This is a genomic window from Streptomyces sp. NPDC021019, assembly GCF_044333295.1.
Lineage (GTDB): Bacteria > Actinomycetota > Actinomycetes > Streptomycetales > Streptomycetaceae > Streptomyces.
In genome coordinates this window covers 252,935-276,089 of sequence record NZ_JBIRQR010000007.1, presented here as the reverse complement: position 1 = coordinate 276,089, position 23,155 = coordinate 252,935, and the positions used below count along the sequence as shown (strand labels likewise).

Below are 23,155 nucleotides of genomic sequence, written 5' to 3'. Positions count from 1 at the left end.
TGAGCTACATGGCGACCAAGGACACCGGCGGCGGACAGCAGAAGGCGACACGTTCCACCGAGGAGGTCGAGGAGCAGGCGCAGGACGCGCAGGCGTCCGAGGACCTCGCGGAGCGCCAGGAGAAGCTGAGCGACGACGTCGACTCGGTCCTGGACGAGATCGACGACGTCCTGGAGGAGAACGCCGAAGACTTCGTTCGGTCCTTCGTTCAAAAGGGTGGACAGTAGTTCACCCCTGTGAACGCCCGGAAGTGTTCCGGGTGCTCACGCGGATATGCGCGGACAATGGGGGAGGGGGTGACGGCGTTCGCCACGGCGTGCGTCGTCACCCCCGCCCGCCGATCCGGGGCCGTTTCCCGGTCTCGCCGGATCGGTGCGGATAACCCCCTCCGAACATGTGGATCACTCCCGCCGGGCGGGTAGGGTCCGTGACGTACGTACTTGCTTCAACGGCAATTCGGCCATCGGCAAGTTGGGGGATGATCCTGACTCTCCTGCGCAGGGCCATCGCATACCTGGAGGGAAACGCGTGGAAGCCAACACTCGTAGCACCGGGCGTCTACCAGCTGCCTTCCTGACGCCGGGTTCGTCCTCGTTCATGGACTTCCTGTCCGACCAGTCGCCCGAGATGCTCCCGGGCAACCGGAGCCTGCCGCCGCTCCAGGGGGCCATCGAGGCGCCGCACGGGACGACCATCGTCTCGGCGTCCTTCCCCGGTGGCGTGGTCCTGGCCGGCGACCGGCGCGCCACGATGGGCAACATGATCGCGTCGCGCGACATGCAGAAGGTCTTCCCGGCCGACGAGTACTCCGCGGTGGGCATCGCCGGCACCGCCGGACTGGCTGTGGAGATGGTCAAGCTGTTCCAGCTGGAGCTGGAGCACTTCGAGAAGGTCGAGGGCGCCCAGCTCTCCCTGGAGGGGAAGGCCAACCGCCTCTCCACCATGATCCGCAGCAACCTCGCCATGGCCATGCAGGGCCTCGCCGTGGTGCCGCTCTTCGCCGGCTACGACGTCGACCGCGAGAAGGGCCGCATCTTCTCCTATGACGTCACCGGCGGCCGTACCGAGGAGAGCGGCTACGCGGCCACCGGCTCCGGGTCGATCTTCGCCCGCAACGCGATGAAGAAGCTCTACCGCGAGGACCTGACGGAGGAGCAGGCCCTCACCCTGGTCGTGCAGGCGCTGTACGACGCGGCGGACGACGACTCGGCGACCGGCGGCCCCGACGTGGCCCGCCGCATCTACCCGATCGTCACCGTCATCACCGACGAAGGCTTCCGGAGGCTGACCGACCAGGAGTCCTCCGAGATCGCGCGCTCCATCCTGGAACGCCGACTCGAGCAGCCCGACGGCCCGCGCGCCGCGCTGCTCTGATCCGGACCTCTAGCCTCCAGACGCACTCGTCACTGACAGAAAGGGACGGATAGCCGGTGTCGACGCCGTTCTATGTCTCACCCCAGCAGGCCATGGCCGACCGGGCGGAATACGCCCGCAAGGGCATCGCCCGTGGTCGCAGCCTCGTTGTGCTGCAGTATGCCGACGGCATTGTGTTCGTCGGCGAGAACCCGTCCCGCGCTCTGCACAAGTTCAGCGAGATCTATGACCGGATCGGCTTCGCGGCCGCCGGCAAGTACAACGAGTACGAGAACCTCCGTATCGGCGGTGTGCGCTACGCCGATCTGCGGGGATACACCTACGACCGGGACGATGTGACGGCCCGTGGGCTGGCCAACGTCTACGCCCAGACGCTCGGCACCATCTTCTCCAGCGCGGCCGAGAAGCCGTACGAGGTGGAGCTGGTGGTCGCCGAGGTCGGCAGCGCGGCCGAGGGCGACCAGATCTACCGGCTGCCGCACGACGGTTCGATCGTGGACGAGCACGGCTCGGTAGCGGTCGGCGGCAACTCCGAACAGATCAGCACCTTCCTCGATCAGCGCCACCGCGACGGGATGACGCTGGCCGAGGCGCTCAAGCTCGCCGTCCAGGCCCTCTCGCGGGAGCCGGGCGGCGGCGAGCGGGAGATCCCCGCGGAGCGCCTGGAGGTCGCGGTCCTGGACCGCACCCGCCCCCAGCAGCGCAAGTTCAAGCGGATCGTCGGCCGTCAGCTGGCCCGGCTGCTGGACACGGAGACCGCCGGCAGCACGCCGACGGACGCCCCGTCCGACACGGAGGACACCGACACCACGGACGGCACTGGCAGTGCCGACAGCGCTCCCGACTCCACGGAGGAGACGGACAAGTAGGGGACGAGCGGCGCCCCTCGGAGCGCCGTGCCCCCGGGTCCCGGCCCGGGGGCACCGTCATGTCCGGGCGGCGGGCGGCGGCGCCGTGGAGCCGCGTACGACGAGCCGGACCGGCAGACCGCCCCGCTGGACGGGGCGGCCGTCCAGTACCGCGAGGAGCGCCTCCATGCCCCGCTCCCCGACCTGCTCCGCCGGCAGCCGCACCGTGGTCAGCTCCGGCTCCAGCGCGGTGGCCAGGGCCAGGTCGTCGAATCCGGTGACCGACAGTTCGTCCGGCACCCGCAGCCCGAGCCTGCGGGCCGCCTTGCAGGCCCCGGCGGCCAGAATGTCGTCGTCGCAGATGATCGCGGTGGGCCGGTCCCCGATGGCCGACAGGGCCTGTTCGGCCGCCTCGCGCCCCGCCCGTACGTTCAGCGGGGCGCGCACCGTGCGCACCGTCGCGTCCCCGCCCGCCCCCAGCGCGTCGTGCAGCGCCCCGGCGCGTACCGCGAACGTCCAGGTGTCCACGGCGGACGCCAGATGCAGGAAGCGGCGGTGGCCGAGCCCCAGCAGATGGTCCGTCACCTGACGCATCCCGTCGGCGATGTCGAGGTTCACATGGGCGGCGGGTCCGGCGTCCGAGGGGTCGCTGTCCAGCATCACCAGCGGCATATCCGCCCCGTGCAGCGCGCCCAGCGCGTCGGCTGCCATCGAGGAGGCGATGACCCCGTCGAGCGCGGCGCGGGCCGAGGCGAACGGGTCCCGGGCCGGGCCCGTGCCGTCGGGCGACGGGTAGAGCACCACGCCGAAGTCGTGCTCGGCGGCGAGGTCCGCCGCCCCGGCGTACACCCGCGCGAAGAACTCGTTGGTGAGCGCGGGCACCACCAGCAGCGCGGTCCTGGTGCGGCCGAGCCGCAGACTGCGCGCCGCCAGATTGGGCCGGTAGCCGATCTCCGCCGCGGTGTCCCGGACCCGCTGGGCCGTGGCCTCCGACACCCGGCCCGGCCACTTCTCGCCGAGCACCAGGGAGACCGTCGCCTGGGAGACGCCCGCCGCACGGGCCACGTCGCGGCTGGTGGGCCGGGCGGGGACGGGCTGCTGCGCGCTGGTCACTCGTGCCTCCGTGCGGGATGTCTCCGTAGCGCCGCGAGGTGGACCCGCGAACTGCGCACATGGTACGTATGAACCTCGACGTTATACGTAACACCTCGGGGGCGGCGCAGCCGGTCGGGGCGGAGAGGGGCGGAGATGGCCGCGGGATATCTGGAGATCCTCCGGGCGCGGCATGCCGCCCGGCTGCTGGCGGGCACCCTGGTGGGGCGGCTGCCCAACGGCACCGCGCACATCGCGATCGTGCTGTTCACCCGGGCGGAGGGCGGCAGCTACACCCTGGCCGGCGCGCTCGCCGCCGCCTACGGACTGGCCACCGCCGTCGGGCAGCCGCTGCTCGGCCGGGCGGTCGACCTCTACGGGCAGCCCCGCGTCCAGTTCCCGGCCGCCGTGGTCTCCGCGCTCGGCATGTCGCTGCTGGCGGTCACCGGCCTCTCCTCGCTCCCGCTGGCCTACCTCGCCGTCGTCATCGCCGGAGTCGCCACTCCGCCGCTGGAGGGCGGTCTGCGTGCCCTGTGGCCCAGCGTGCTCAAGGGCGAGGGCCAGGTGCACCGGGCCTACGCCATGGACGCCGTGGCGCAGGAGATCATGTTCACCGTCGGCCCGCTCCTGGTGACGCTGCTCGTATCGCTCTGGTCGCCGGCCGCCGCACTGCTCGTGATCAACGCCATCGGGGTCCTCGGCGCCCTCTCCGTCGTCCTGTCCGAGCCCTCGCGCACCTGGCGCTCCGCGCCCCGTGAAGCGCACTGGCTCGGCGCCCTGCGCTCGCCCGGACTCCTCGCCCTGCTCGGCGCGTTCTTCTTCGTCGGGCTCGCCCTCGGCTCCATCACGGTGGCCGGGGTGGCGTACGCGGACGAGCACGGCCGGGAATCGGTGTACGGGTGGCTGATGGCCGCCCTCGGTCTCGGCGCGCTGATCGGCGGACTCGGCTACGGGGCGCGGCAGTGGGCCGGCGCCCCCGAGAAACGGCTGCGGGTCATCGTCGGGCTGCTGGCACTGGGCTATCTGCCGCTGGCGCTCACCCCCTCGGTGCCGGTCATGACCGCCCTCGCGGCCCTCGCCGGAGTGTTCCTCGCACCGGCCATCGCCTGCTCCTTCATCGTGGTCGACCGGCACGCCCCGCGCGGCACGGTGACCGAGGCGTTCTCCTGGCTCGTCACCACGTTCGGCGTGGGCGCGGCGGCCGGCACGGCCGTCGCGGGACCGGCCGTCGAACTCGGCTCGACCGCCTGGAGCTTCGCCGTCGCCGCGGCCGGGGGAGTGGCTGCCCTGGTGGTCCTCCTGGCCACCGGGAACGTCCTCGCGACCCCCTCCCGTACGCCCTCCGTCGTGACGGGATCGGAAAATGATCGAAACGGAGCCGTCGAACCCGGTTTCAGCTCAGGCCATAAGGCGTAATGTTCAGTCATGGACCGCCGCATTTTCGGGCTGGAGAACGAGTACGGCGTCACGTGCACGTTCAGGGGACAGCGCCGACTGTCACCTGACGAAGTGGCGCGCTACCTCTTCCGCCGTGTTGTGTCATGGGGCCGCAGCAGCAATGTCTTTCTGCGGAACGGCGCCCGCCTCTACCTCGACGTGGGATCGCATCCGGAATATGCAACCCCCGAATGCGACAACGTGACCGAACTGGTCACGCACGACAAGGCGGGCGAGCGCATTCTCGAAGGCCTGCTCGTCGACGCCGAACGCCGCCTGCACGAGGAGGGAATCGCGGGCGACGTCTATCTCTTCAAGAACAACACCGACTCGGCGGGAAACTCCTACGGCTGCCACGAGAACTACCTCGTCGCCCGCCACGGAGAATTCTCCCGGCTCGCGGACATCCTCATTCCGTTCCTGGTCACCAGGCAGCTGATCTGCGGTGCGGGCAAGGTGCTCCAGACCCCGCGCGGCGCGGTCTACTGCGTCAGCCAGCGTGCCGAGCACATCTGGGAGGGCGTCAGCTCCGCGACCACCCGCTCCCGGCCGATCATCAACACCCGCGACGAACCCCACGCCGACGCCGAGCGGTACCGCCGCCTCCACGTCATCGTCGGTGACTCGAACATGTCCGAGACGACCATGCTGCTCAAGGTCGGCGCCACCGACCTGGTGCTCCGCATGATCGAGGCGGGCACGGTGATGCGCGACCTGACCCTGGAGAACCCGATCCGGGCGATCCGCGAGGTCAGCCACGACCTCACCGGTCAGCGCAAGGTGCGCCTGGCCAGCGGCCGGGAGGCCTCGGCCATCGAGGTCCAGCGGGAGTACTACGAGAAGGCCGTGGACTTCGTCGAGCGCCGGGGCATCCGCACCGGCACCGTCGACCAGGTCCTGGAGCTGTGGGGCCGCACCCTGGACGCGATCGAGGCCGAGGACCTCGACCGGATCGACACCGAGATCGACTGGGTCATGAAGTACAAGCTCATCGAGCGGTACCGGGCCAAGCACAACATGACCATGTCGAACCCGCGGGTCGCCCAGATAGACCTCGCCTACCACGACATCCACCGTCGCCGAGGCCTCTTCTACCTCCTGGAGCGCAAGGGGCAGACCGCCCGCATCTGCAACGACCTGAAGATCTTCGAGGGCAAGTCGGTGCCCCCGCAGACCACCCGGGCGCGGCTGCGCGGCGACTTCATCCGCAGGGCCCAGGAGCAGCGGCGGGACTTCACCGTCGACTGGGTCCACCTCAAGCTCAACGACCAGGCGCAGCGCACGGTGTTGTGCAAGGACCCGTTCCGTTCCGTGGACGAGCGGGTGGAGAAGCTGATCGCCGGCATGTGAGCCGGCGTCACCGCAGCACGGCCCCGGCCCCCAGGACCCACCGGTCCTGGGGGCCGGGGCCGTGCGTGCGGGGTCCGGCCCCAACCGAATCAAAGGGCCTAGAGTGTTGCGGGACCGATTCACCGTGCCCCCTGAGATCTGAGGAACCAGTGCGCCGAATTGCCGGCCTTCTTCTCGCCCCCCTCCTGCTGCTGTCGGCAGTGGCGTGCGGCAGCGACGACAAGGCCTCCGACTCCGCCTCGTCCAAGAACGGCGTCCCCGCGATCACCGCGGGCGCCAAGTTCGGCGAGAAGCCCACCCTCTCCAAGGGGGAGGGCGACCCGCCCAAGGAGCTGAAGACCGAGGTCCTCAGCGAGGGGGACGGCGCGAAGCTCAAGAACGGCGACGCGATCCAGGTCAACTACCTCGGTCAGGCGTGGGACTCCACCAAGCCCTTCGACAACAGCTTCGACCGCAAGCAGCCCTTCGACCTCACGCTCGGCGCGGGCATGGTCATCCAGGGCTGGGACAAGGGCCTGGTCGGTCAGAAGGTCGGCAGCCGCGTCGAGCTGGTCATCCCGCCGGAGCTCGGCTACGGCGAGCAGGGCCAGGGCGACATCAAGCCCAACGCCACGCTCGTGTTCGTCGTCGACATCCTGAAGGCCACCCAGATCCCGGCCTCCGCCAAGGGCACCGAGGTCGCCCAGGACAACGTCGACCTGCCCAAGGTCGGCGTCAAGACCGACGGCAAGGCCCCGACGGTCACCATCCCCAAGGGCGACCCGCCGAAGAAGCTCGTCTCCAACTACGTCCTGGAGTCCGACGGCGAGGTCGTCAAGGAGTCCGACAGCGTCGTCGTGAACTACGTCGGCATGATCTGGAAGGGCGCCAAGGAGTTCGACAACACGTACACCACGGGCAAGACCCAGACCTTCCCGCTGTCCCAGGTCACCCTCAAGGGCCTGAAGAACGGCCTGGTCGACAAGAAGGTCGGCAGCCGGGTGCTGCTCGTCATCCCGCCGGACCAGGCCTTCGGAGACCAGCAGCAGCAGGCCATCCCGAAGAACTCCACCCTGGTCTTCGCCGTGGACATCCTCGCCAAGGTGTAAGACTGTCCCGGTTGTCCAGTTCATCATTTAGAGGAGCAGTTTCCGTGAGCATCGAGAAGCCCGAGGTCGACTTCCCGGGTGGCGAGCCGCCGGCCGACCTGCAGATCAAGGACATCTGGGAGGGCGACGGCCCGGTGGCCCAGGCCGGCCAGACCGTCTCCGTCCACTACGTGGGCGTGGCCTTCTCCACCGGCGAGGAGTTCGACGCCTCCTGGAACCGCGGCACGCCGCTGAAGTTCCAGCTCGGCGCCGGTCAGGTCATCTCCGGCTGGGACCAGGGCGTGCAGGGCATGAAGGTCGGCGGTCGCCGCGAGCTGATCATCCCCGCGCACCTCGCCTACGGCGAGCGCGGCGCCGGCGGCAAGATCGCCCCGGGCGAGACGCTGATCTTCGTCTGCGACCTCGTAGCGGTCTGATCCGTTCCGGTTGCGCGATGAGGGCCCCCGCCGCACGGCGGGGGCCCTCATCGCTCTCCGGCGGGTCCCGTCACCGCTCTCCGGTCGGCGGCCCGCCTTTTGGTCCCCACACCCCGGGGCGGTACGGTCGACGGTCGTAGAGCAACAAGAGAAAGGGCGTCGATGGCGATTGCCAAGGCCGAGCGGTTGATGAACCTCGCGCTGTGCCTGCTGGGGACCCGGCGCCCACTCAGCAAACGCGAACTCCGCGGATCCATCGAGGCCTACCTCGAGGCGGGCTCCGACGACTCCTTCAACCGGATGTTCGAGCGCGACAAGGACGATCTGCGTGAGCTCGGCCTCGTCATCGAGACCGTCGAGAACCTCGACGGCGACACCGGATACCTGGCCCGCCGCGACAGTAACCGACTGCCTCCCATCACTCTGGACGCCGAGGAGGCCGCGGCCCTCGGCCTCGCCGCCAAAGTCTGGCAGCAGGCCCGCCTCGCCGGGGCCGCCAGCGGCGCCCTCCAGAAGCTCCGGGCCGCCGGAATGCCGGAGGCCGAGGACGCCTACGAGGTCCACAGCGCCCTCGAACCCCGCATCCCCGTCCACGAGGCAGCGTTCGAGCCCCTGATGCTGGCCTGCCGCGACCGGCGCCCCGTCACCTTCGACTACCGCAAGGCCAACTCCGCCCGCCCCGAGCAGCGCCAGGTCGAACCCTGGACCCTCGAATGCTGGCGCGGCCACTGGTATCTGGCGGGCTGGGACCGCGAGCGCGGCGCCGAACGCGTCTTCCGGCTCTCCCGGATCACCGGTAAGGTCCGCTCCCGCGCCGGGGCCTTCGACGCCGCGGTGCCCGACGTCGTCACCGTCCGCGAGACCGTCGAGAGCTGGGCCGGCGAGACCGCGACCCGTACCGCCCGGATCAGGCTGCGCGCCGGAGCCGGTTACCCGCTGCGGTCGCGGGCGATAGCCGTGAGGGAACGCGGCGACGGCTGGGACGAGCTGGAGATCCCGTACGGGCACGGACTCGACGCCTGGCTCGTGGAGTTCGGCCCGGACGTCGTCGTGGAGGAACCCGCCGATCTGCGGGCCGATGTGGTGGACCGGCTCCGTGCCGTGGCCAAGGACTAGGGACAGGGAAACCATGGCCACGAACGCGATCGACCAGACCCGCCGGATGCTGTCCCTGGTGACGTATCTGCGCGAGCGCCCCGGCGCCCACGTCCAGGACGTGGCACGGGCCTTCGGGATCACCGAGGACGAGCTGATCTCCGACCTCGACGTCCTGCCCATGTGCGGCACCAGCTTCCGCGGCGGCGACCTCCTCGACATCGACACCGACGGCGACCGGATCTGGTGGCACAACCCGGACGACGTCGCCGAGCCGCTCCGCCTCGCCGCCGACGAGGCCACCGCACTGCTCGTCGCGGCCCGCGCCGTCGCCACCCTGCCCGGTCTGCGCGAGAGCGACCGGCTCGCCCTCGTCCGCGCCACCGCCAAGCTGGAGACGGCCGCAGGCGAGTCCGGCGCGGCCAGCTCCCGCCTCTCGGTGACCTTCGAGGCGGAGGGCGGCGTCTTCGCCGACGTCGACCGGGCCATCTCCGAACGCCGTCGGCTCTGGCTGCGCTACTATTCGCCCGCCCGCGACGAACTCACCGAGCGCGAGGTCGACCCGATCCGGCTCTTCGCCGTCGGCCACACCTACATGGAGGGCTGGTGCCGGCTCTCCGAGGCCCGCCGGACCTTCCGGCTGGACCGGGTCGCCGAGATCCGCCTCCTCGACGCCCCCGCCGCCCCGCCCGAGCTGGAGCTGCGCGACCTGTCCGCGGGGCTCGTCCAGCCCGCCGCCGAGGACCCGGAAGTCGTCATCGAGGTCGGCACCGGCGGCCGCTGGGTCGCGGAGTACTACCCGCACGACTCCGCCGACGAGCTCCCCGACGGCGGCCTGCGGATCACCCTGCGCACGCCGGACCCGGCCTCCCTGCGCCGGCTCGCCCTGCGCCTCGGCGGCGACGGACGCATCGTCACCCCGCCGGAGCTCGCGGACAGTGCCCGCGAGGCCGCCCGCGAGGCACTCGCCGCCTACGAGGACGCGCTCTGAGTCCCGAGGAGGGGAGACGACGATGAACCGGACGCCCCTGTTCCCGGCCACCACTCCCGGGGCCCGCCCGGCGCCCCTGCCCGGCGCCGGACCCGTGCCGGTGCCCGTACCCGCCGCCGTACGCTTCCGGGCCGCCTGCCCCGACTGCCGCGGGCGCTTCGAGCTGGCCGCCGCGGCACTGCGCCTCGCGATCGGCGCCACCAGCCGCACCACCTTCTACACCTTCACCTGCCCCGAGTGCGGCGCCTCGGTCCGTAAGCCCGCGGGGGAGCGCATCATCGAACTGCTCACCGGCGGCGGCGTACGGACGCTGCGCCTGCACACCGCCCTGTAGCGACCCGACCGCCGCGCCCGCTCGAAGCCCGGTCGGAAGCCCTGTAGGAAGACCCGTAGGAAGAGGGACCGCCGTATGTTCTGGCCCATGCTCGCCATCGCCCTCGGATTCCTGGGCATCGCCGTGCTCGGCGTCCTGGGCATCAAGGTCTTCGTCGAGGCCCGGCGTCTCGGCCGACAGGTCACGGTCACCACGGAGCGGATCAACCGGGCGTCCGAGGACCTCGAACGGGCGGCCACCCGCCTCGCGACCACCGGCGAAGGCCTGCGATAACGGCCCCTGAGACCTGATGCTCGACCGCACCGGGGGGTACGCTGCATGGGTCGGCCCAGGCAGGGGGTGCGGGTCGCAAGCAGGAGTACGCACGGGCATTGCCTCGCGTTTACCCCTGCGGGTTACGATCGCTGCCAAGCGCAACGATCGGACGTATGCCCGGTCGAACGGGTAGCGAGCCCACCCTCCAGCCGCCTCAGTGAGAAGGAAGTCGCACATGATCGGCAATCTGAAGCCCCTCGAGATCGTTCTGATCATCGCTGTCATCCTGCTGCTCTTCGGTGCCAAGAAGCTTCCCGACATGGCGCGCTCGCTCGGCAAGTCGGCCCGCATCCTCAAGAGCGAGGCCAAGGCCATGAAGAAGGACGACGCGCCGGCCGCGGCGCCCACGACGGAGACCGTCGAGGACCCGAAGCCCCCGCAGTCCACCACCGCGCGTACCATCCAGGCCGCTCCGGGAGACGTCACCAGCTCCCGCCCGGTCAGCGAGGCCAAGCCCACCACCCAGAGCTGACAGCTGACGCGCTCCGCCGACAGCCGCCGCACGAGACGAGGGAAGTGGGTTGCTCAAGTCTGCCCGCAAGCAGGAGAAGGACGACGAGGGGCGGATGCCTCTCCTCGATCACCTGCGTGAGCTGCGTAACCGGCTGCTGAAGGCCGTGCTGGCGATCTTGATCGCCGTCATCGGGGCCGCCTTCTTCCATAAGGAGATCTTCGAGTTCTTGATGAAGCCGATCCTTGATTCGGTCGGCTGCAAGAACGGCGTCGAAACGATGGTCAACGGCCGCCCGTGCGCGGAGATGACCACCAACGGCCTGCTGTCGCCCTTCACCATCGCGCTGAAGGTGTCCCTCATGGCGGGCGTTCTCCTGGCCACGCCTGTCTGGCTGTACCAGCTCTGGGCTTTCGTCGCTCCCGGTCTCCACCAGAAGGAGAAGCGGTACTCCCTGGGCTTCGTGGCCGCAGGGGTTCCGCTGTTCGCCGCAGGTGCCTATCTCGCGTACACGATCCTGCCGCAGACGGCCGAGATCATGCTCGGCTTCACGCCGGACAACGTGACGAACCTCCTGCCGCTCGACGACTTTCTCGACCTGATCACCCGCATGGTGATCGTCTTCGGCCTCGCCTTCGAGCTGCCCCTGCTGCTCATCGCCCTCAACATGACCGGGGTCCTCACCGGCACCCGCATGTTGCGTTGGTGGCGCGGCATGATCGTCGGCCTCACCGGATTCGCGGCCATCGCGACCCCCGGTGGCGAGCCCATCTCCATGCTGCTTCTCGCGGGCCCGCTCGCGGTCCTCTACTTCATCGCCGTCGGTTTCTCCCTGCTGAACGACAAGCGGCGCAACCGCAACAACCCCGACGCCGAGCTCGGCGACGACGAGGCCTCCGACCTGGATCTGACACCCGAGCCCGTCGGGAGCGTGGAGCGTGTCTCCGGCTCCCGCCCCGCGCTTCCGGGGCAGGCGTCCGGCGAGGCGGACGGGCCTGGAGCACACCGGCTGAACGGTTACGACGACATCACCTGACCTTGTAGGGTCCGGAAGGGTGACCAGCGAGATCACCCTCTTCGTCAATCCCACCGCAGGACGCGGCCGGGGCGCGCACGCCGCGCAGCCGGCCGCTTCCGCTTTGCGGGACGCCGGATTCTCCGTCCGTACCGTGCTGGGCCACGACGCCGACGACGCCCTGCGTCGGGCTCGCCGGGCCGTCGCGGCGGGGACCGGGGCGCTGATAGCCGTGGGCGGGGACGGGCTGATGTCCCTCGCCCTCCAGGCCGTCGCCGGGACCGCAACCCCGCTCGGTGTCGTCGCCGTCGGCACCGGCAACGACTTCGCCCGGGCGCTGGGGCTGCCGATACGTGACCCGGCCGCCGCCGGACGGCTGGCCGCGCGGGTGCTCAAGGAGGGCGGTCACCGCGCCATCGACCTCGGTCGGGTCGGGGAGCGCTGGTTCGGCTCGGTCCTCGCCTCCGGCTTCGACTCCCGGGTCAACGACCGGGGCAACCGGATGCGGTTCGTCGGCGGTCGGTTCGCCTACGATCTCGCGATCCTCGCCGAACTGACCGCCTTCCGGCCGATCCCGTACCGGATCCGGCTCGACGGGGGAGAGGTCCGCGAGATCGAGGCCACGCTCATCGCGGTGGGCAACGGCACCACGTACGGCGGGGGCATGCGGATCTGTGCCGAAGCCGAGATGGACGACGGGCTGTTCGACGTGACCGTGGTGGGACGGTGCACCCGCACCACGCTCCTCAAGGTCTTCCCGAAGGTCTACCGGGGCACGCACCTCGGCCACCCCGCCGTCACCGTGCACCGGGTCTCCTCGATCGAGCTGGCGGCGGCCGGGGTCACGGCGTACGCGGACGGTGAACCGCTGGGCGCGCTGCCGCTCACCGCCACCTGCGTACCGGGTGCCGTGCGGGTGCTCACCGGCGGCTGAGCAGGCGCCGGCCGGCCCCGGGCGAGCGAACGACCGAGGGCGTTAAAGATCGCGCTGAGTGTCAGAGGTGACGGGTAGGCTCGTATGCAAGATGACAGAGGACCTCTCACCAGCTGAGCGATACCAGGCTTCTCAGGTCCGTGCGGCCGAGATGGCGACGGCCCTCGGGCCCTTCCGCGAGATGTACGAGTTCGGTCTGGACCCGTTCCAGATCGAGGCCTGCCAGGCCCTGGAGGCGGGCAAGGGGGTGCTGGTCGCGGCCCCCACCGGGTCGGGCAAGACGATCGTCGGCGAGTTCGCCGTGCATCTGGCTCTGGAGCAGGGCCGCAAGTGCTTCTACACCACACCGATCAAGGCGCTCTCCAACCAGAAGTTCGCCGATCTGGTCAAGCGCTACGGCGCCGACAAGGTCGGTCTGCTGACCGGCGACAACAGTGTCAACTCCGAGGCGCCGGTGGTCGTGATGACCACCGAGGTCCTGCGGAACATGCTGTACGCGGGCTCCCAGTCGCTGTCCGGCCTCGGCTATGTGGTCATGGACGAGGTGCACTACCTCTCCGACCGCTTCCGGGGCGCGGTGTGGGAGGAGGTGATCATTCACCTCCCGGAGTCGGTGACGCTGGTCTCCCTGTCGGCGACCGTCTCCAACGCGGAGGAGTTCGGCGACTGGCTGGACACCGTGCGCGGCGACACCGAGGTGATCGTCTCCGAGCACCGCCCGGTGCCGCTCTGGCAGCACGTGATGGCCGGACGGAAGGTGTACGACCTCTTCGAGGAGGCGACCGACCACGGCGGCCGAGGCGCCGGACGGCGTGAGGTCAACCCCGACCTGGTCCGGCTCGCCCGGCAGGAGAGCCAGAACGTCTACAACCCGCGTGACCGCCGCCGGGGCAAGATGGTGCGCGAGGCCGACCGTGAGCGCGAGAGGCGTCAGCGCGGCCGGATCTGGACGCCCGGCCGGCCCGAGGTCATCGACCGGCTGGACAACGAGGGCCTGCTCCCCGCCATCACCTTCATCTTCAGCCGGGCCGGCTGCGAGGCCGCCGTCCAGCAGTGCCTCTACGCCGGTCTGCGGCTCAACGACGAGGACAAGCGCCGACTGGTCCGGGAGATCGTCGAGGAGCGGACCGCGTCCATCCCCGGGGAGGACCTGCACGTCCTGGGCTACTACGAGTGGCTCGAAGGTCTGGAGCGGGGCATCGCCGCGCACCACGCGGGCATGCTGCCGACCTTCAAGGAGGTCGTCGAGGAGCTGTTCGTACGGGGGCTGGTCAAGGCCGTCTTCGCCACGGAGACCCTGGCGCTCGGCATCAACATGCCCGCGCGTTCCGTGGTGCTGGAGAAGCTCGTCAAGTGGAACGGCGAGCAGCACGCCGACATCACCCCCGGCGAGTACACCCAGCTCACCGGCCGGGCCGGACGCCGCGGCATCGACGTCGAGGGCCACGCGGTGGTCCTGTGGCAGCGCGGCATGGACCCGACGGCGCTGGCCGGCCTCGCGGGCACCCGTACGTATCCGCTGCGCTCCAGCTTCCGCCCCTCGTACAACATGGCGGTCAACCTGGTGCAGCAGTTCGGGCGGCACCGCTCGCGGGAGCTGCTGGAGACCTCGTTCGCCCAGTTCCAGGCGGACAAGTCCGTCGTGGGGATCTCACGTCAGGTGCAGCGGAACGAGGAGGGCCTGGAGGGCTACCGGGAGGGCATGACCTGCCACCTCGGTGACTTCGAGGAGTACGCGCGCCTGCGGCGCGACCTCAAGGACCGCGAGACGGAGCTGGCCAAGCAGGGCGCGGCGCAGCGGCGGGCGGCGGCGGCCTCATCACTGGAGAAGCTGAAGGCCGGCGACGTCATCCACGTGCCGACGGGGAAGTTCGCGGGGCTGGCGTTGGTGCTGGATCCCGGGCTGCCCGCCGGGCGGGCCAACGGACACCGGGGCCTCGACCACCACGACGGGCCGCGTCCGCTGGTGCTGACCGCCGAGCGCCAGGTCAAGCGGCTGGCCTCGATGGACTTCCCGGTGCCGGTGGAGGCGCTGGACCGGATGCGCGTCCCGAAGTCGTTCAACCCGCGCTCGCCGCAGTCCCGGCGCGATCTGGCCTCCGCGCTGCGGACGAAGGCCGGGCACATCGTGCCCGACCGGCACCGCAAGGGGCAGGCGCCGGCCCCCGACGACCGCGAGATCGCCCGGCTGCGTACCGAGCTCCGCGCCCACCCGTGCCACGGGTGCGACGAGCGGGAGGACCACGCGCGGTGGGCCGAGCGCTACCACCGGCTGCAGCGGGACACCCGGCAGCTGGAGAAGCGGATCGAGGGGCGGACGAACACGATCGCCCGGACCTTCGACCGGATCGTCGCGCTCCTCACCGAGCTGGACTACCTCCGGGGCAACGAGGTCACCGCGAACGGGCGGCGGCTGGCCCGGCTCTACGGGGAGCTGGACCTGCTCGCCAGCGAGTGCCTGCGGGAGGGTGTGTGGGAGGGGCTCAACCCCGCTGAACTGGCGGCTTGTGTCTCCGCGCTGGTGTACGAGGCGCGGCAGGCCGATGACGCGGTCGCGCCGAAGCTGCCGTCCGGTCCCGCCAAGGTCGCCATGGGCGAGATGGTACGGATCTGGGGGCGGCTGGACGCCGTGGAGGAGGACTTCAAGATCAACCAGACGGAAGGGGTCGGGCAGCGCGAACCCGATCTCGGCTTCGCCTGGGCGGTCTACATGTGGGCCTCCGGCCGGACGCTGGACGAGGTGCTGCGCGAGGCGGAGATGCCGGCGGGGGACTTCGTACGGTGGTGCAAGCAAGTGATCGACGTACTGGGGCAGGTGGCCGCCGCGGCTCCCCGGGATGCGGGGGAGGGTGCGAGTTCTGTGGCGAAGAACGCGCGCAAGGCCGTGGACGCGGTGTTGCGGGGGGTCGTGGCGTACAGCTCTGTCGGCTGATGCCGGTGCTGGGCGCGCGGGCGGGGTGGGGCAGGTCGTGCGGGTGCGCCTGCGGCGGGCTTGTTCCCCTCCCCACCCCCGAGCTCTCGACTTCGTTCGAGCAGAGGAGACCCCACTCTCCCCGGAACCGGGGCTCCGCCCCGCGGGCCCCGCTCCTCAAGCGCCGCAGGGGCTGCAAAAGAGCTGCTCCTCAAGCGCGGGAGGGGCTGGAGCGGGCTCGACGAGGGGTGGGGCTGTCGGGGGGCCGCGGGGTCAGGTCCTGCGGGTTTTGGCCGCTGCTCCCGCGCAGACCATGCCCAGCAGTACGGTCAAGCCGCCGACGATGATGTTGTTGATCACGATTCCGGCGTCCGGGCTGCTGCCCACCACCCAGCTCGACACGATGATCCACGCCCCCATCGCGCAGATCGCCCAACTCAGGCCGTACATGCGCTCCGGCATCGCCGTGAAGCCGAGAGCCAGTACCGCGATGGCGATGCCCATCACCAGGTTGTGCGTGACCAGGGCCGGCTGGCTGGCCGTGAAGTGGAGCACCCACGGGGAAACGGCGCAGTAGAGGCCGACGAGGAACACCGGCGCGTCCACCAGCGCCACATCGCGACCACCCATCACCCGGTCGTACCGCGCACGCATTTCGGAGGCGTCGGGGTGGCCCGTTATGTCACTCCTCGCGTGTGAGACGTTGCTCATGGGATTTCGTCTCCTTCGTCGCGCGGGCCCCGCCGCCGTGCGGATGGATACGGCGGGCACCCTCATCCCCATAGTGCTCTTATATGGCGCTTATGTGTACTTTTCGGGCGATTTTTTTGTTGGGGATTCTCAGGTGTTCCGAGGCCCTTCGCAGTCCAGCCGACCGGCCGGGGATCGTTCCGATGCCGTACACCGCTCCCGCCGGTGCGACCTGGATCAGTTCGTGGAAGACCGCGGTGCCTCCCGGGCCCTCCGGTCGCCGTGGGTCGGCGCCGCGATCCGACGGTAGGCAGCGCCCGCGCACGAGGAGGGGCGGGGAGGCGCGGCGTACCGCGTCCCGCCGCCCCTCGTCCATGGGGATCGGTGCAGGCTACTTCGGGGGCATCAGGACCGAGTCGACGATGTAGACCGTGGCGTTGGCGGTCGGGACGTTGCCGCAGACGATCTTCGAGGCGTCGTTCACCGTGTACTCGACGCCCGAGCCGGCCGTGGTCAGCTTGCTCTTCTCCAGCGTGTCGAAGGAGCCCTTCTCCAGCTGCTGGGGTGTCAGCTTCTCGCCCACCACGTGGTAGGTGAGGACCTTGGTGAGCTCGGCCTTGTTCGCCAGCAGTGCGTCCAGGTCGGCCTTCGGGATCTTGGCGAAGGCGTCGTTGGTCGGGGCGAACACCGTGATGTTCTCCGCGTTGTTGAGCGTGTCGACGAGGCCGGCCTGCTTCACGGCGGCCACCAGCGTCGACAGCTCCTCGTTGTTCGAGGCGGCCGTGGCGACCGGGTCCTTCGCCATGCCGTCGAACGAGCCGGCGCCTTCCGTCGGCACCGACGAACAGGCCGGACCGAACGGCTCGTCCATGGTCGCCGAGTCATCGGCCGAGGGGCTCGCCGGGGCGGACGAGCTGGGCGTCGAACCTGCCGCCGAGTCCTTGGAGGAGTCGTCCGACGAGCAGGCGGTCAGGGCGAGCGGCAGCACGGCCGCTGCGGACACGGCGACGGCTGCCCGGCGGAAGAGGAGCGTGTTCATGGTGTTTCTCCTGGATCGAAGGTCTGGTGCGAAGAGAGAAAGAGAAGAGAAAAGGGGAGTGGGGCATGCGGTCGGCGGGATCAGCGGGGCGGAAGTGCCCCGGCCAACCGCGCGTCGTTCCGGTCTGCTCTCACACAAGGGGTTCGACGCCGGTCGGTCGGCGGATTGGTCCGGGACCCTCATTCACCCGTTCGGGTTAGATCCACTGATCGACCAATCCATCCGGCCACCGGCCACGAATGCAGAGTGAGGAGCACTCCAGCAGTGCTCCGACCTGTGTTGAGGGACCGGAGGGAGCCGGAATGGCAGGGGAACGACGGCGGACGGCGGTGGTCGGATCCGGAGTGGCGGGACTGACCGCCGCCCACGTTCTCCGGGACGCCCACGAGGTGACGCTGTACGAGGCGGACGACCGCCTCGGAGGCCATGCGCATACGCATGACCTGACCGCGTCCGACGGCCGGGTGCACCGCGTGGACTCCGGGTTCATCGTGCACAACCGCCGGACCTACCCCCACCTGCTGCGGCTCTTCGACGAACTGGGCGTCGCCACCCAGGAGTCCGAGATGTCGATGTCCGTACGGTGCGAGGGATGCGGCCTCGAATACGCCGGGGCGCGCGGCCCGGCCGGGCTCTTCGCGCAGCCGCGCTCCGTCGTGCGCGGCCCCTATCTGCGGATGCTCGCCGAGGTGCCGCGCTTCCATCGCGCGGCCCGGGCCCTCCTGGAACTGCCGGAGAGCGGGGCGGGCGGGGCGAGCGGGACGAGCGGGGCCAGAGGGACGGGCGGGGCGATCGGGGCGAGCGGGATGACACTGGGGGAGTTCGCCCGGCGCGGGCGCTTCTCGCCCTACTTCCACGCCCACTTCCTCACGCCCATGGTCTCCGCCGTCTGGTCCTGCGACCCGGTCACCGCCCTGCGCTACCCGGCCCGCCATCTCTTCCGCTTCCTCGCCCACCACGGCATGCTCGCCATCAGCGGCTCCCCGGTCTGGCGCACCGTCACCGGCGGGTCGCGCAGCTACGTCGACCTCCTCGCCAAGCAGCTCACCGCCGTGCACACCTCGACCCCGGTACGCGCCATCACCCGGCACGCCGACGGTGTCGAGGTCACCACCGAGGACGGCACGAGCACCCCGTACGACTCCGTCGTCATCGCCACCCACCCCGACCAGGCGCTGCGGCTGCTCACCGACCCGACCGAAGCCGAGCGCGGCACGCTGGGCGCGTTCCGGTACTCCCGCAACCCGACCCTGCTGCACACGGACACCGCCTTGCTGCCGCGCGCCCGGGGGGCCAGGGCCTCCTGGAACTACCTGATGCCCTCGTGCGCCGCCGACGCCGACCGCGTCACCGTCAGCTACGACATGAACCGGCTCCAGCGGCTCGACGCGCCCGAGGCCTTCGTCGTCACGCTGAACGGCTCGGACCGCGTCGACCCCGCCTCCGTACGCGCCCGCGCGGTCTACGAGCACCCCGTCTACACCCCCGAATCCGTCGCCGCCCAAGACCGCCTGCCGGCCCTCTCCGGTCCCGTCACCGCCTACGCGGGGGCGTACCACGGCTGGGGGTTCCACGAGGACGGCTGCCGTTCGGGGGTCGCCGCCGCGGCGGCCCTGGGGGTGAGGTGGTGAACGCCCTCTATCCGTGCACGATCACGCACGTGCGGAACCGGCCGACGAGATACGCCTTCCGGCACCGTACGTATCTGTGGCTCATCGACCCCGACCGGCCGCCCCGGCTGCCCCGCCTCCTGCGACCGCTGGCCCGGTTCGACCCCCGCGACCACTTCGGGGGCACCGCCCCCACCGTCCGGGCCGGGCTGGAGCGCTTCCTGCGGGCGCGGGACGTGGAGCTGGGCGAGGGCACCGTCACCATGCTCACCCAGGCCCGGACGTTCGGGTACGTCTTCAACCCGATCACCGTCTACTGGTGCCACCGGGCCGACGGGAGCCCCCTCTGCGTCGTCGCGGAGGTGCACAACACGTACGGCGGACGGCACGGCTATCTCCTGCGCCCCGACACGCATGACCGCTCCGTGGCCGACAAGGAGTTCTACGTCTCGCCGTTCTTCCCCGTGGACGGCGGCTACCGGATGCGGCTGCCCGAGCCCGGACTCAGCCTCGATCTGAGCATCCACCTGGAGCGCGACGGGGCCCGCCCGTTCACCGCGACCGTCCGCGGCCGGCGTCGGCCCGCCGTCCCCCGGGAGCTGGTGCGGCTCGCCCTGCGCCACCCCCTCTCCACCGTCCTCGTCTCCGCCGCGATCCGCCTGCACGGCATCCGGCTCTACCTGCGCGGCCTCCCCGTGCAGCCCCGCCCCCCGCACCGCCCACAGGAAGGCATGCAGTGACCGCGCCCACCTCCGCGCCGCCGGCAGAGCACACCCCCGGGACCGACCCGCAACGCTGGCCCGACATCATCGAGCAGCCCCGGGTCTCCCGCGCCCGGACCGCCGTCGCCGAGCGCCTCGTCCGCCACGCGCTCGCCCGGCTCCCCCTGCGTGCCCGCCTGGCGGGCCGGGACGACATAGGCCTCGGCGGGCCGCTCATGGACATCCGCGACCCCGACGCCTTCTTCCGGCGGATCGGCGCGAGCGGACTCATCGGCTTCGGCGAGTCCTACATGGCGGGGGAGTGGGACGCGCCCGACCTGGTCGGCGTGCTGACGGTGCTGGCCGCGAACGCGGCCGGCCTCGTCCCCCGACCGCTGCAACGCCTGCGCGGCATCTGGGCGCCGCGCAGGCCCGCCGCACAGCTGAACACCCCCGAAGGCTCCCGGGACAACATCAGCCACCACTACGATCTGTCCAACGAGCTGTTCGCCCTCTTCCTCGACGAGACGCTCTCCTACTCCTCCGCAGTCTTCCGCGGCTTCCCCGCCGAACACGGCCTGCTGCCCGCCGCCCAGCACCGCAAGATCGACCGGCTGCTGGACGCCGCCGGGGTCACCGGGGGCACCCGTCTCCTGGAGATCGGCACCGGCTGGGGCGAACTGGCCGTCCGCGCGGCCGCCCGCGGCGCCCGGGTCGTCACCGTCACCCTCTCCGGCGAACAGCGCGAACTGGCCCGCGCCCGGGTCCGCGAGGCCGGGTACGAGGACCGCGTCGAGGTGCGGCTGAGCGACTACCGCCACGTCACCGGCGACTACGACGCCATCGTCAGCGTCGAGATGGTCGAGGCGGTCGGCGAGGAGTTCTGGCCGGTCTACTTCGAGACCCTGGACCGGCTGCTCGCCCCCGGCGGCCGGATCGCCCTCCAGGCCATCACCATGCCCGACGACCGGCTCCGCGCCAGCCGCTCCACGTACACCTGGATCCACAAGTACATCTTCCCCGGCGGGCTCCTGCCCTCCACCGAAGCCGTGGAGCGGATCACCACCCGTCACACCCGCCTGCGCACCACCCAGTGCATCCGCTTCGGCGCGCACTACGCCGAGACGCTCCGGCTGTGGCGGGAGAGGTTCGCCGAGCGGGCGGCCGAGGTCGACGCCCTCGGCTTCGACGCCGTCTTCCGCCGGATGTGGACCTTCTACCTCGCCTACTCCGAAGCGGGCTTCCGCTCCGGCTATCTCGATGTGCAGCAACTGCTTCTGACCCGCGAGGAGACCGCGTGACCACCACCGCACCCGAGCCCCGCGCCCGGCGCGTCCCGACCGGGGCCGCCCAGCGCGTCGAACCGCTGATCGAGCGGCTCCTCGGCGGCCCGCCGCCGGTCCGGGTACGGATGTGGGACGGCAGCGAGACCGGACCCAGGGACGCTCCCACCGTCCATGTGCGGACCCGCAGAGCGCTGCGCCGCCTGCTGTGGGAGCCGGGCGAACTCGGCCTCGCCGAGGCCTACGTCACCGGCGACATCGACCTCGACACCGATCTCGGCGACGGGCTGCGCGCCATGCGCCGCGCCGCGCGCGACCGAGGCCTGACCGCGCCCGCGCCCGCCCTCGCCGACCGGCTCAGGGCGGCGGGCCTCGCCCTGCGGCTCGGCGCGGTCGGCCCCCGGCCCCCGGTCCCCGCCGCCCGCGCCGGCCTGAGCGGGACCCCGCACAGCAAGGCCCGGGACCGGGCGGCGATCAGCCACCACTACGACCTGTCCAACGCCTTCTACGCGCTGCTCCTCGACGAGACGATGGCGTACTCCTGCGGCTACTGGACCAGCGAGGCGCCCGGCTACGGCCCGGCCGACGCGCAGCGCGACAAGCTGGAGCTGATCTGCCGCAAGCTCGGACTGCGGCCCGGCGCACGGCTGCTGGACATCGGCTGCGGCTGGGGTGCGCTGACCCTGTACGCGGCCGAGCGCCACGGTGTCCGTGTCACCGCCGTCACCCTCGCCGCCGAACAGGCCGCGTACGTACGGGAGCAGGTCACCGCGCGCGGCCTCGACGATCGCGTCGAGGTGCTGAACATCGACTACCGGGACATCGCGGGGCGGCGGGAGGACCGGGGCGCGTACGACGCCGTGTCCACCATCGAGATGGGCGAGCACGTCGGGGACGCCGAGTACCCGGCGTTCACCGCGATCCTGCACGACGCGTTGCGGCCGAAGGGCCGGGCCCTGGTCCAGCAGATGTCCCGGGGAACGACCGCGCCGGGCGGCGGCGCGTTCATCGAGTCGTACATCGCCCCCGACATGCACATGCGGCCGCTCGGCGAGACCGTCGCCCTGCTGGAGGGCGCCGGGCTCGAGGTCCGTGACGTCGAATCGCTGCGTGAGCACTACGTGCGGACGGTGGAGGCCTGGCGGCGCACCCTGGAGGAGCGCTGGGCCCAGTTCGTCGCGCTGGTGGGGGAGGAGACCGCGCGGGTGTGGCGGCTCTACCTCGTCGGCGGCGCGCTCGCGTTCGAGGAACGCCGGATGGGCGTCGACCAGATCCTCGCCGTACGGCCCGACCCGGTCGGCTCCGCCGCGATGCCGCCCACCCGGCGCGACTGGTACGCGCCGGCCGCCCCGGAGGAGAGCCCGTGAGCGGCTTCGTCTGGTCCGCGTTCGCGAGCGGGCTCGTGGGCGCGGCCGTCGCCGCGCTCGGTGTCATGCTCGTCACCTTCGCCGTCGCCCTGAAGAAGGGCGTGCACCGGATCGTCGATGTCGCCTGGGGCCTCGGGTTCGCCGCCGTCGCCCTGGTCTCCTACGGACTGTCGGCGGGCGACGGCGACGACGGCCGCCGGCTCCTGGTCACCGCGCTGACCGTGATCTGGGGGCTGCGCCTCGCCGTCCACATCGGCCGGCGCGGCCGGGGCCACGGAGAGGACCCGCGCTACGAGAAGATGCTGGCCAAGGCCCCCGGCAGTCCGAACCTCTACGCCCTGCGCAAGGTGTACCTGCTCCAGGGGGCGCTGGTCTGGCTGGTCTCGCTCCCGGTCCAGGCCGCGCAGTACCTCACCGCTCCGCTCGCATGGTGGGCCTGGACGGGGGCGCTCCTGTGGGCCGTCGGTCTCGCCTTCGAGGCGATCGGCGACGCGCAGCTCGCCCGGTTCAAGGCCGACCCCGCCAACAAGGGGAAGATCATGGACCGGGGGCTGTGGTCCTGGACCCGCCACCCGAACTACTTCGGCGATTTCTGCGTCTGGTGGGGCCTCTTCCTCTTCGTCTGCCAGGCCCCGGCCGCCGCTGCCGCCACCGTCGTCGCCCCGCTGGTGATGAGCTTCCTGCTGACCAAGGGCAGTGGCGCGGCCCTGCTGGAGCGTCATATGGCCGACCGGCCCGGGTTCGACGCCTACGTGGCGCGGACGAGCGGCTTCTTCCCCCGGCCGCCGCGCCGGGGCTGACAGCCGAAGCGGCC

The 23,155-nt window shown here is 71.1% G+C and carries 23 protein-coding genes and 1 pseudogene; 21 read left to right on the top strand and 3 right to left on the bottom strand.

Annotated elements, in window-relative coordinates; all coding sequences use genetic code 11:
• The first annotated feature begins 8 nt into the window (after positions 1–8).
• The 4 genes and pseudogenes from ACH4RG_RS30445 (at position 9) to prcA (ending at position 2,243) form a co-directional block, all read left to right on the top strand.
• Entirely contained in the window at positions 9–227 is a 219-nt protein-coding gene (locus ACH4RG_RS30445; RefSeq protein ID WP_003970166.1) for a ubiquitin-like protein Pup, read from the top strand.
• Positions 228–384: 157 nt separating this feature from the next.
• Positions 385–577 (top strand): annotated as a pseudogene (locus tag ACH4RG_RS30440) (endonuclease domain-containing protein); the annotation flags it as partial.
• Positions 529–1,374, top strand: a complete 846-nt coding sequence (gene prcB / locus ACH4RG_RS30435) for a proteasome subunit beta (protein ID WP_397922748.1) — start codon at positions 529–531, stop codon at positions 1,372–1,374. The pseudogene ACH4RG_RS30440 and the gene prcB, both read left to right, overlap by 49 nt.
• Before the next feature lie 56 nt (positions 1,375–1,430).
• Entirely contained in the window at positions 1,431–2,243 is an 813-nt protein-coding gene (gene prcA, locus ACH4RG_RS30430; protein ID WP_397922750.1) for a proteasome subunit alpha, read from the top strand.
• A gap of 57 nt (positions 2,244–2,300) precedes the next feature.
• Here prcA and ACH4RG_RS30425 read toward each other — a convergent pair whose 3' ends face one another.
• On the bottom strand, positions 2,301–3,335 hold the full coding sequence (locus ACH4RG_RS30425) for a LacI family DNA-binding transcriptional regulator (protein ID WP_398540534.1): 1,035 nt from the start codon (positions 3,333–3,335) through the stop codon (positions 2,301–2,303).
• A 135-nt stretch (positions 3,336–3,470) separates the two neighbouring features.
• On the opposite strand from ACH4RG_RS30425, the gene ACH4RG_RS30420 reads away from it, so the two are divergent.
• The 12 genes from ACH4RG_RS30420 to ACH4RG_RS30365 all read left to right on the top strand — a co-directional run bounded on the left by ACH4RG_RS30420 (position 3,471) and on the right by ACH4RG_RS30365 (position 15,672).
• Positions 3,471–4,730: an MFS transporter gene (locus ACH4RG_RS30420; RefSeq protein ID WP_397922753.1), complete on the top strand. Its 1,260-nt coding sequence runs from the start codon at positions 3,471–3,473 to the stop codon at positions 4,728–4,730.
• A 9-nt stretch (positions 4,731–4,739) separates the two neighbouring features.
• Positions 4,740–6,101, top strand: coding sequence for a Pup--protein ligase (gene pafA, locus ACH4RG_RS30415; RefSeq protein WP_026290808.1), 1,362 nt, complete (start codon positions 4,740–4,742; stop codon positions 6,099–6,101).
• Positions 6,102–6,250: 149 nt separating this feature from the next.
• Positions 6,251–7,189, top strand: coding sequence for an FKBP-type peptidyl-prolyl cis-trans isomerase (locus ACH4RG_RS30410; protein ID WP_397922755.1), 939 nt, complete (start codon positions 6,251–6,253; stop codon positions 7,187–7,189).
• Positions 7,190–7,233: 44 nt separating this feature from the next.
• The gene (locus ACH4RG_RS30405) at positions 7,234–7,605 is read left to right on the top strand and encodes an FKBP-type peptidyl-prolyl cis-trans isomerase (protein ID WP_361869066.1); all 372 of its coding nucleotides are present in this window, start codon (positions 7,234–7,236) and stop codon (positions 7,603–7,605) included.
• Between the two features lie 162 nt (positions 7,606–7,767).
• Entirely contained in the window at positions 7,768–8,721 is a 954-nt protein-coding gene (locus ACH4RG_RS30400; RefSeq protein ID WP_397922757.1) for a helix-turn-helix transcriptional regulator, read from the top strand.
• A 13-nt stretch (positions 8,722–8,734) separates the two neighbouring features.
• Positions 8,735–9,691, top strand: a complete 957-nt coding sequence (locus ACH4RG_RS30395) for a helix-turn-helix transcriptional regulator (RefSeq protein WP_397922759.1) — start codon at positions 8,735–8,737, stop codon at positions 9,689–9,691.
• A gap of 22 nt (positions 9,692–9,713) precedes the next feature.
• Positions 9,714–10,025 (top strand): hypothetical protein, encoded by a 312-nt coding sequence (locus ACH4RG_RS30390; RefSeq protein WP_397922761.1) that lies wholly within the window; start codon positions 9,714–9,716, stop codon positions 10,023–10,025.
• 75 nt (positions 10,026–10,100) lie between these two features.
• Positions 10,101–10,298, top strand: a complete 198-nt coding sequence (locus ACH4RG_RS30385; RefSeq protein WP_397922763.1) for a hypothetical protein — start codon at positions 10,101–10,103, stop codon at positions 10,296–10,298.
• Between the two features lie 217 nt (positions 10,299–10,515).
• Complete coding sequence (gene tatA / locus ACH4RG_RS30380; protein WP_397922765.1) at positions 10,516–10,812, top strand: Sec-independent protein translocase subunit TatA; 297 nt, start codon at positions 10,516–10,518, stop codon at positions 10,810–10,812.
• 49 nt (positions 10,813–10,861) lie between these two features.
• Entirely contained in the window at positions 10,862–11,827 is a 966-nt protein-coding gene (tatC, locus tag ACH4RG_RS30375) for a twin-arginine translocase subunit TatC (RefSeq protein ID WP_397922767.1), read from the top strand.
• Between the two features lie 19 nt (positions 11,828–11,846).
• The gene (locus tag ACH4RG_RS30370; protein ID WP_397922769.1) at positions 11,847–12,740 is read left to right on the top strand and encodes a diacylglycerol kinase; all 894 of its coding nucleotides are present in this window, start codon (positions 11,847–11,849) and stop codon (positions 12,738–12,740) included.
• 91 nt (positions 12,741–12,831) lie between these two features.
• Positions 12,832–15,672 carry a DEAD/DEAH box helicase gene (locus tag ACH4RG_RS30365; protein WP_398540533.1) on the top strand — a complete coding sequence of 947 codons (2,841 nt, stop codon included), beginning with the start codon at positions 12,832–12,834 and terminating at the stop codon, positions 15,670–15,672.
• Between the two features lie 252 nt (positions 15,673–15,924).
• Here ACH4RG_RS30365 and ACH4RG_RS30360 read toward each other — a convergent pair whose 3' ends face one another.
• Both ACH4RG_RS30360 and ACH4RG_RS30355 read right to left on the bottom strand, forming a co-directional pair.
• Positions 15,925–16,362: an SPW repeat protein gene (locus ACH4RG_RS30360; RefSeq protein ID WP_397922773.1), complete on the bottom strand. Its 438-nt coding sequence runs from the start codon at positions 16,360–16,362 to the stop codon at positions 15,925–15,927.
• 370 nt (positions 16,363–16,732) lie between these two features.
• The gene (locus ACH4RG_RS30355; protein WP_397922775.1) at positions 16,733–17,380 is read right to left on the bottom strand and encodes a fasciclin domain-containing protein; all 648 of its coding nucleotides are present in this window, start codon (positions 17,378–17,380) and stop codon (positions 16,733–16,735) included.
• Between the two features lie 302 nt (positions 17,381–17,682).
• On the opposite strand from ACH4RG_RS30355, the gene ACH4RG_RS30350 reads away from it, so the two are divergent.
• From ACH4RG_RS30350 to ACH4RG_RS30330, 5 genes are read left to right on the top strand one after another with little or no spacing between them, the layout of a single operon-like run.
• Complete coding sequence (locus ACH4RG_RS30350) at positions 17,683–19,011, top strand: NAD(P)/FAD-dependent oxidoreductase (RefSeq protein ID WP_398540532.1); 1,329 nt, start codon at positions 17,683–17,685, stop codon at positions 19,009–19,011.
• Positions 19,008–19,730 (top strand): DUF1365 domain-containing protein, encoded by a 723-nt coding sequence (locus tag ACH4RG_RS30345; RefSeq protein ID WP_397922779.1) that lies wholly within the window; start codon positions 19,008–19,010, stop codon positions 19,728–19,730. The genes ACH4RG_RS30350 and ACH4RG_RS30345 overlap by 4 nt, the downstream gene beginning before the upstream one ends.
• Positions 19,727–20,992 carry a class I SAM-dependent methyltransferase gene (locus ACH4RG_RS30340; RefSeq protein ID WP_398540531.1) on the top strand — a complete coding sequence of 422 codons (1,266 nt, stop codon included), beginning with the start codon at positions 19,727–19,729 and terminating at the stop codon, positions 20,990–20,992. Before ACH4RG_RS30345 ends, ACH4RG_RS30340 begins: the two co-directional genes overlap by 4 nt.
• The gene (locus ACH4RG_RS30335; RefSeq protein WP_398162491.1) at positions 20,989–22,341 is read left to right on the top strand and encodes a class I SAM-dependent methyltransferase; all 1,353 of its coding nucleotides are present in this window, start codon (positions 20,989–20,991) and stop codon (positions 22,339–22,341) included. The genes ACH4RG_RS30340 and ACH4RG_RS30335 overlap by 4 nt, the downstream gene beginning before the upstream one ends.
• The gene (locus tag ACH4RG_RS30330) at positions 22,338–23,141 is read left to right on the top strand and encodes a DUF1295 domain-containing protein (protein WP_397922785.1); all 804 of its coding nucleotides are present in this window, start codon (positions 22,338–22,340) and stop codon (positions 23,139–23,141) included. Before ACH4RG_RS30335 ends, ACH4RG_RS30330 begins: the two co-directional genes overlap by 4 nt.
• Positions 23,142–23,155: the final 14 nt, after the last annotated feature.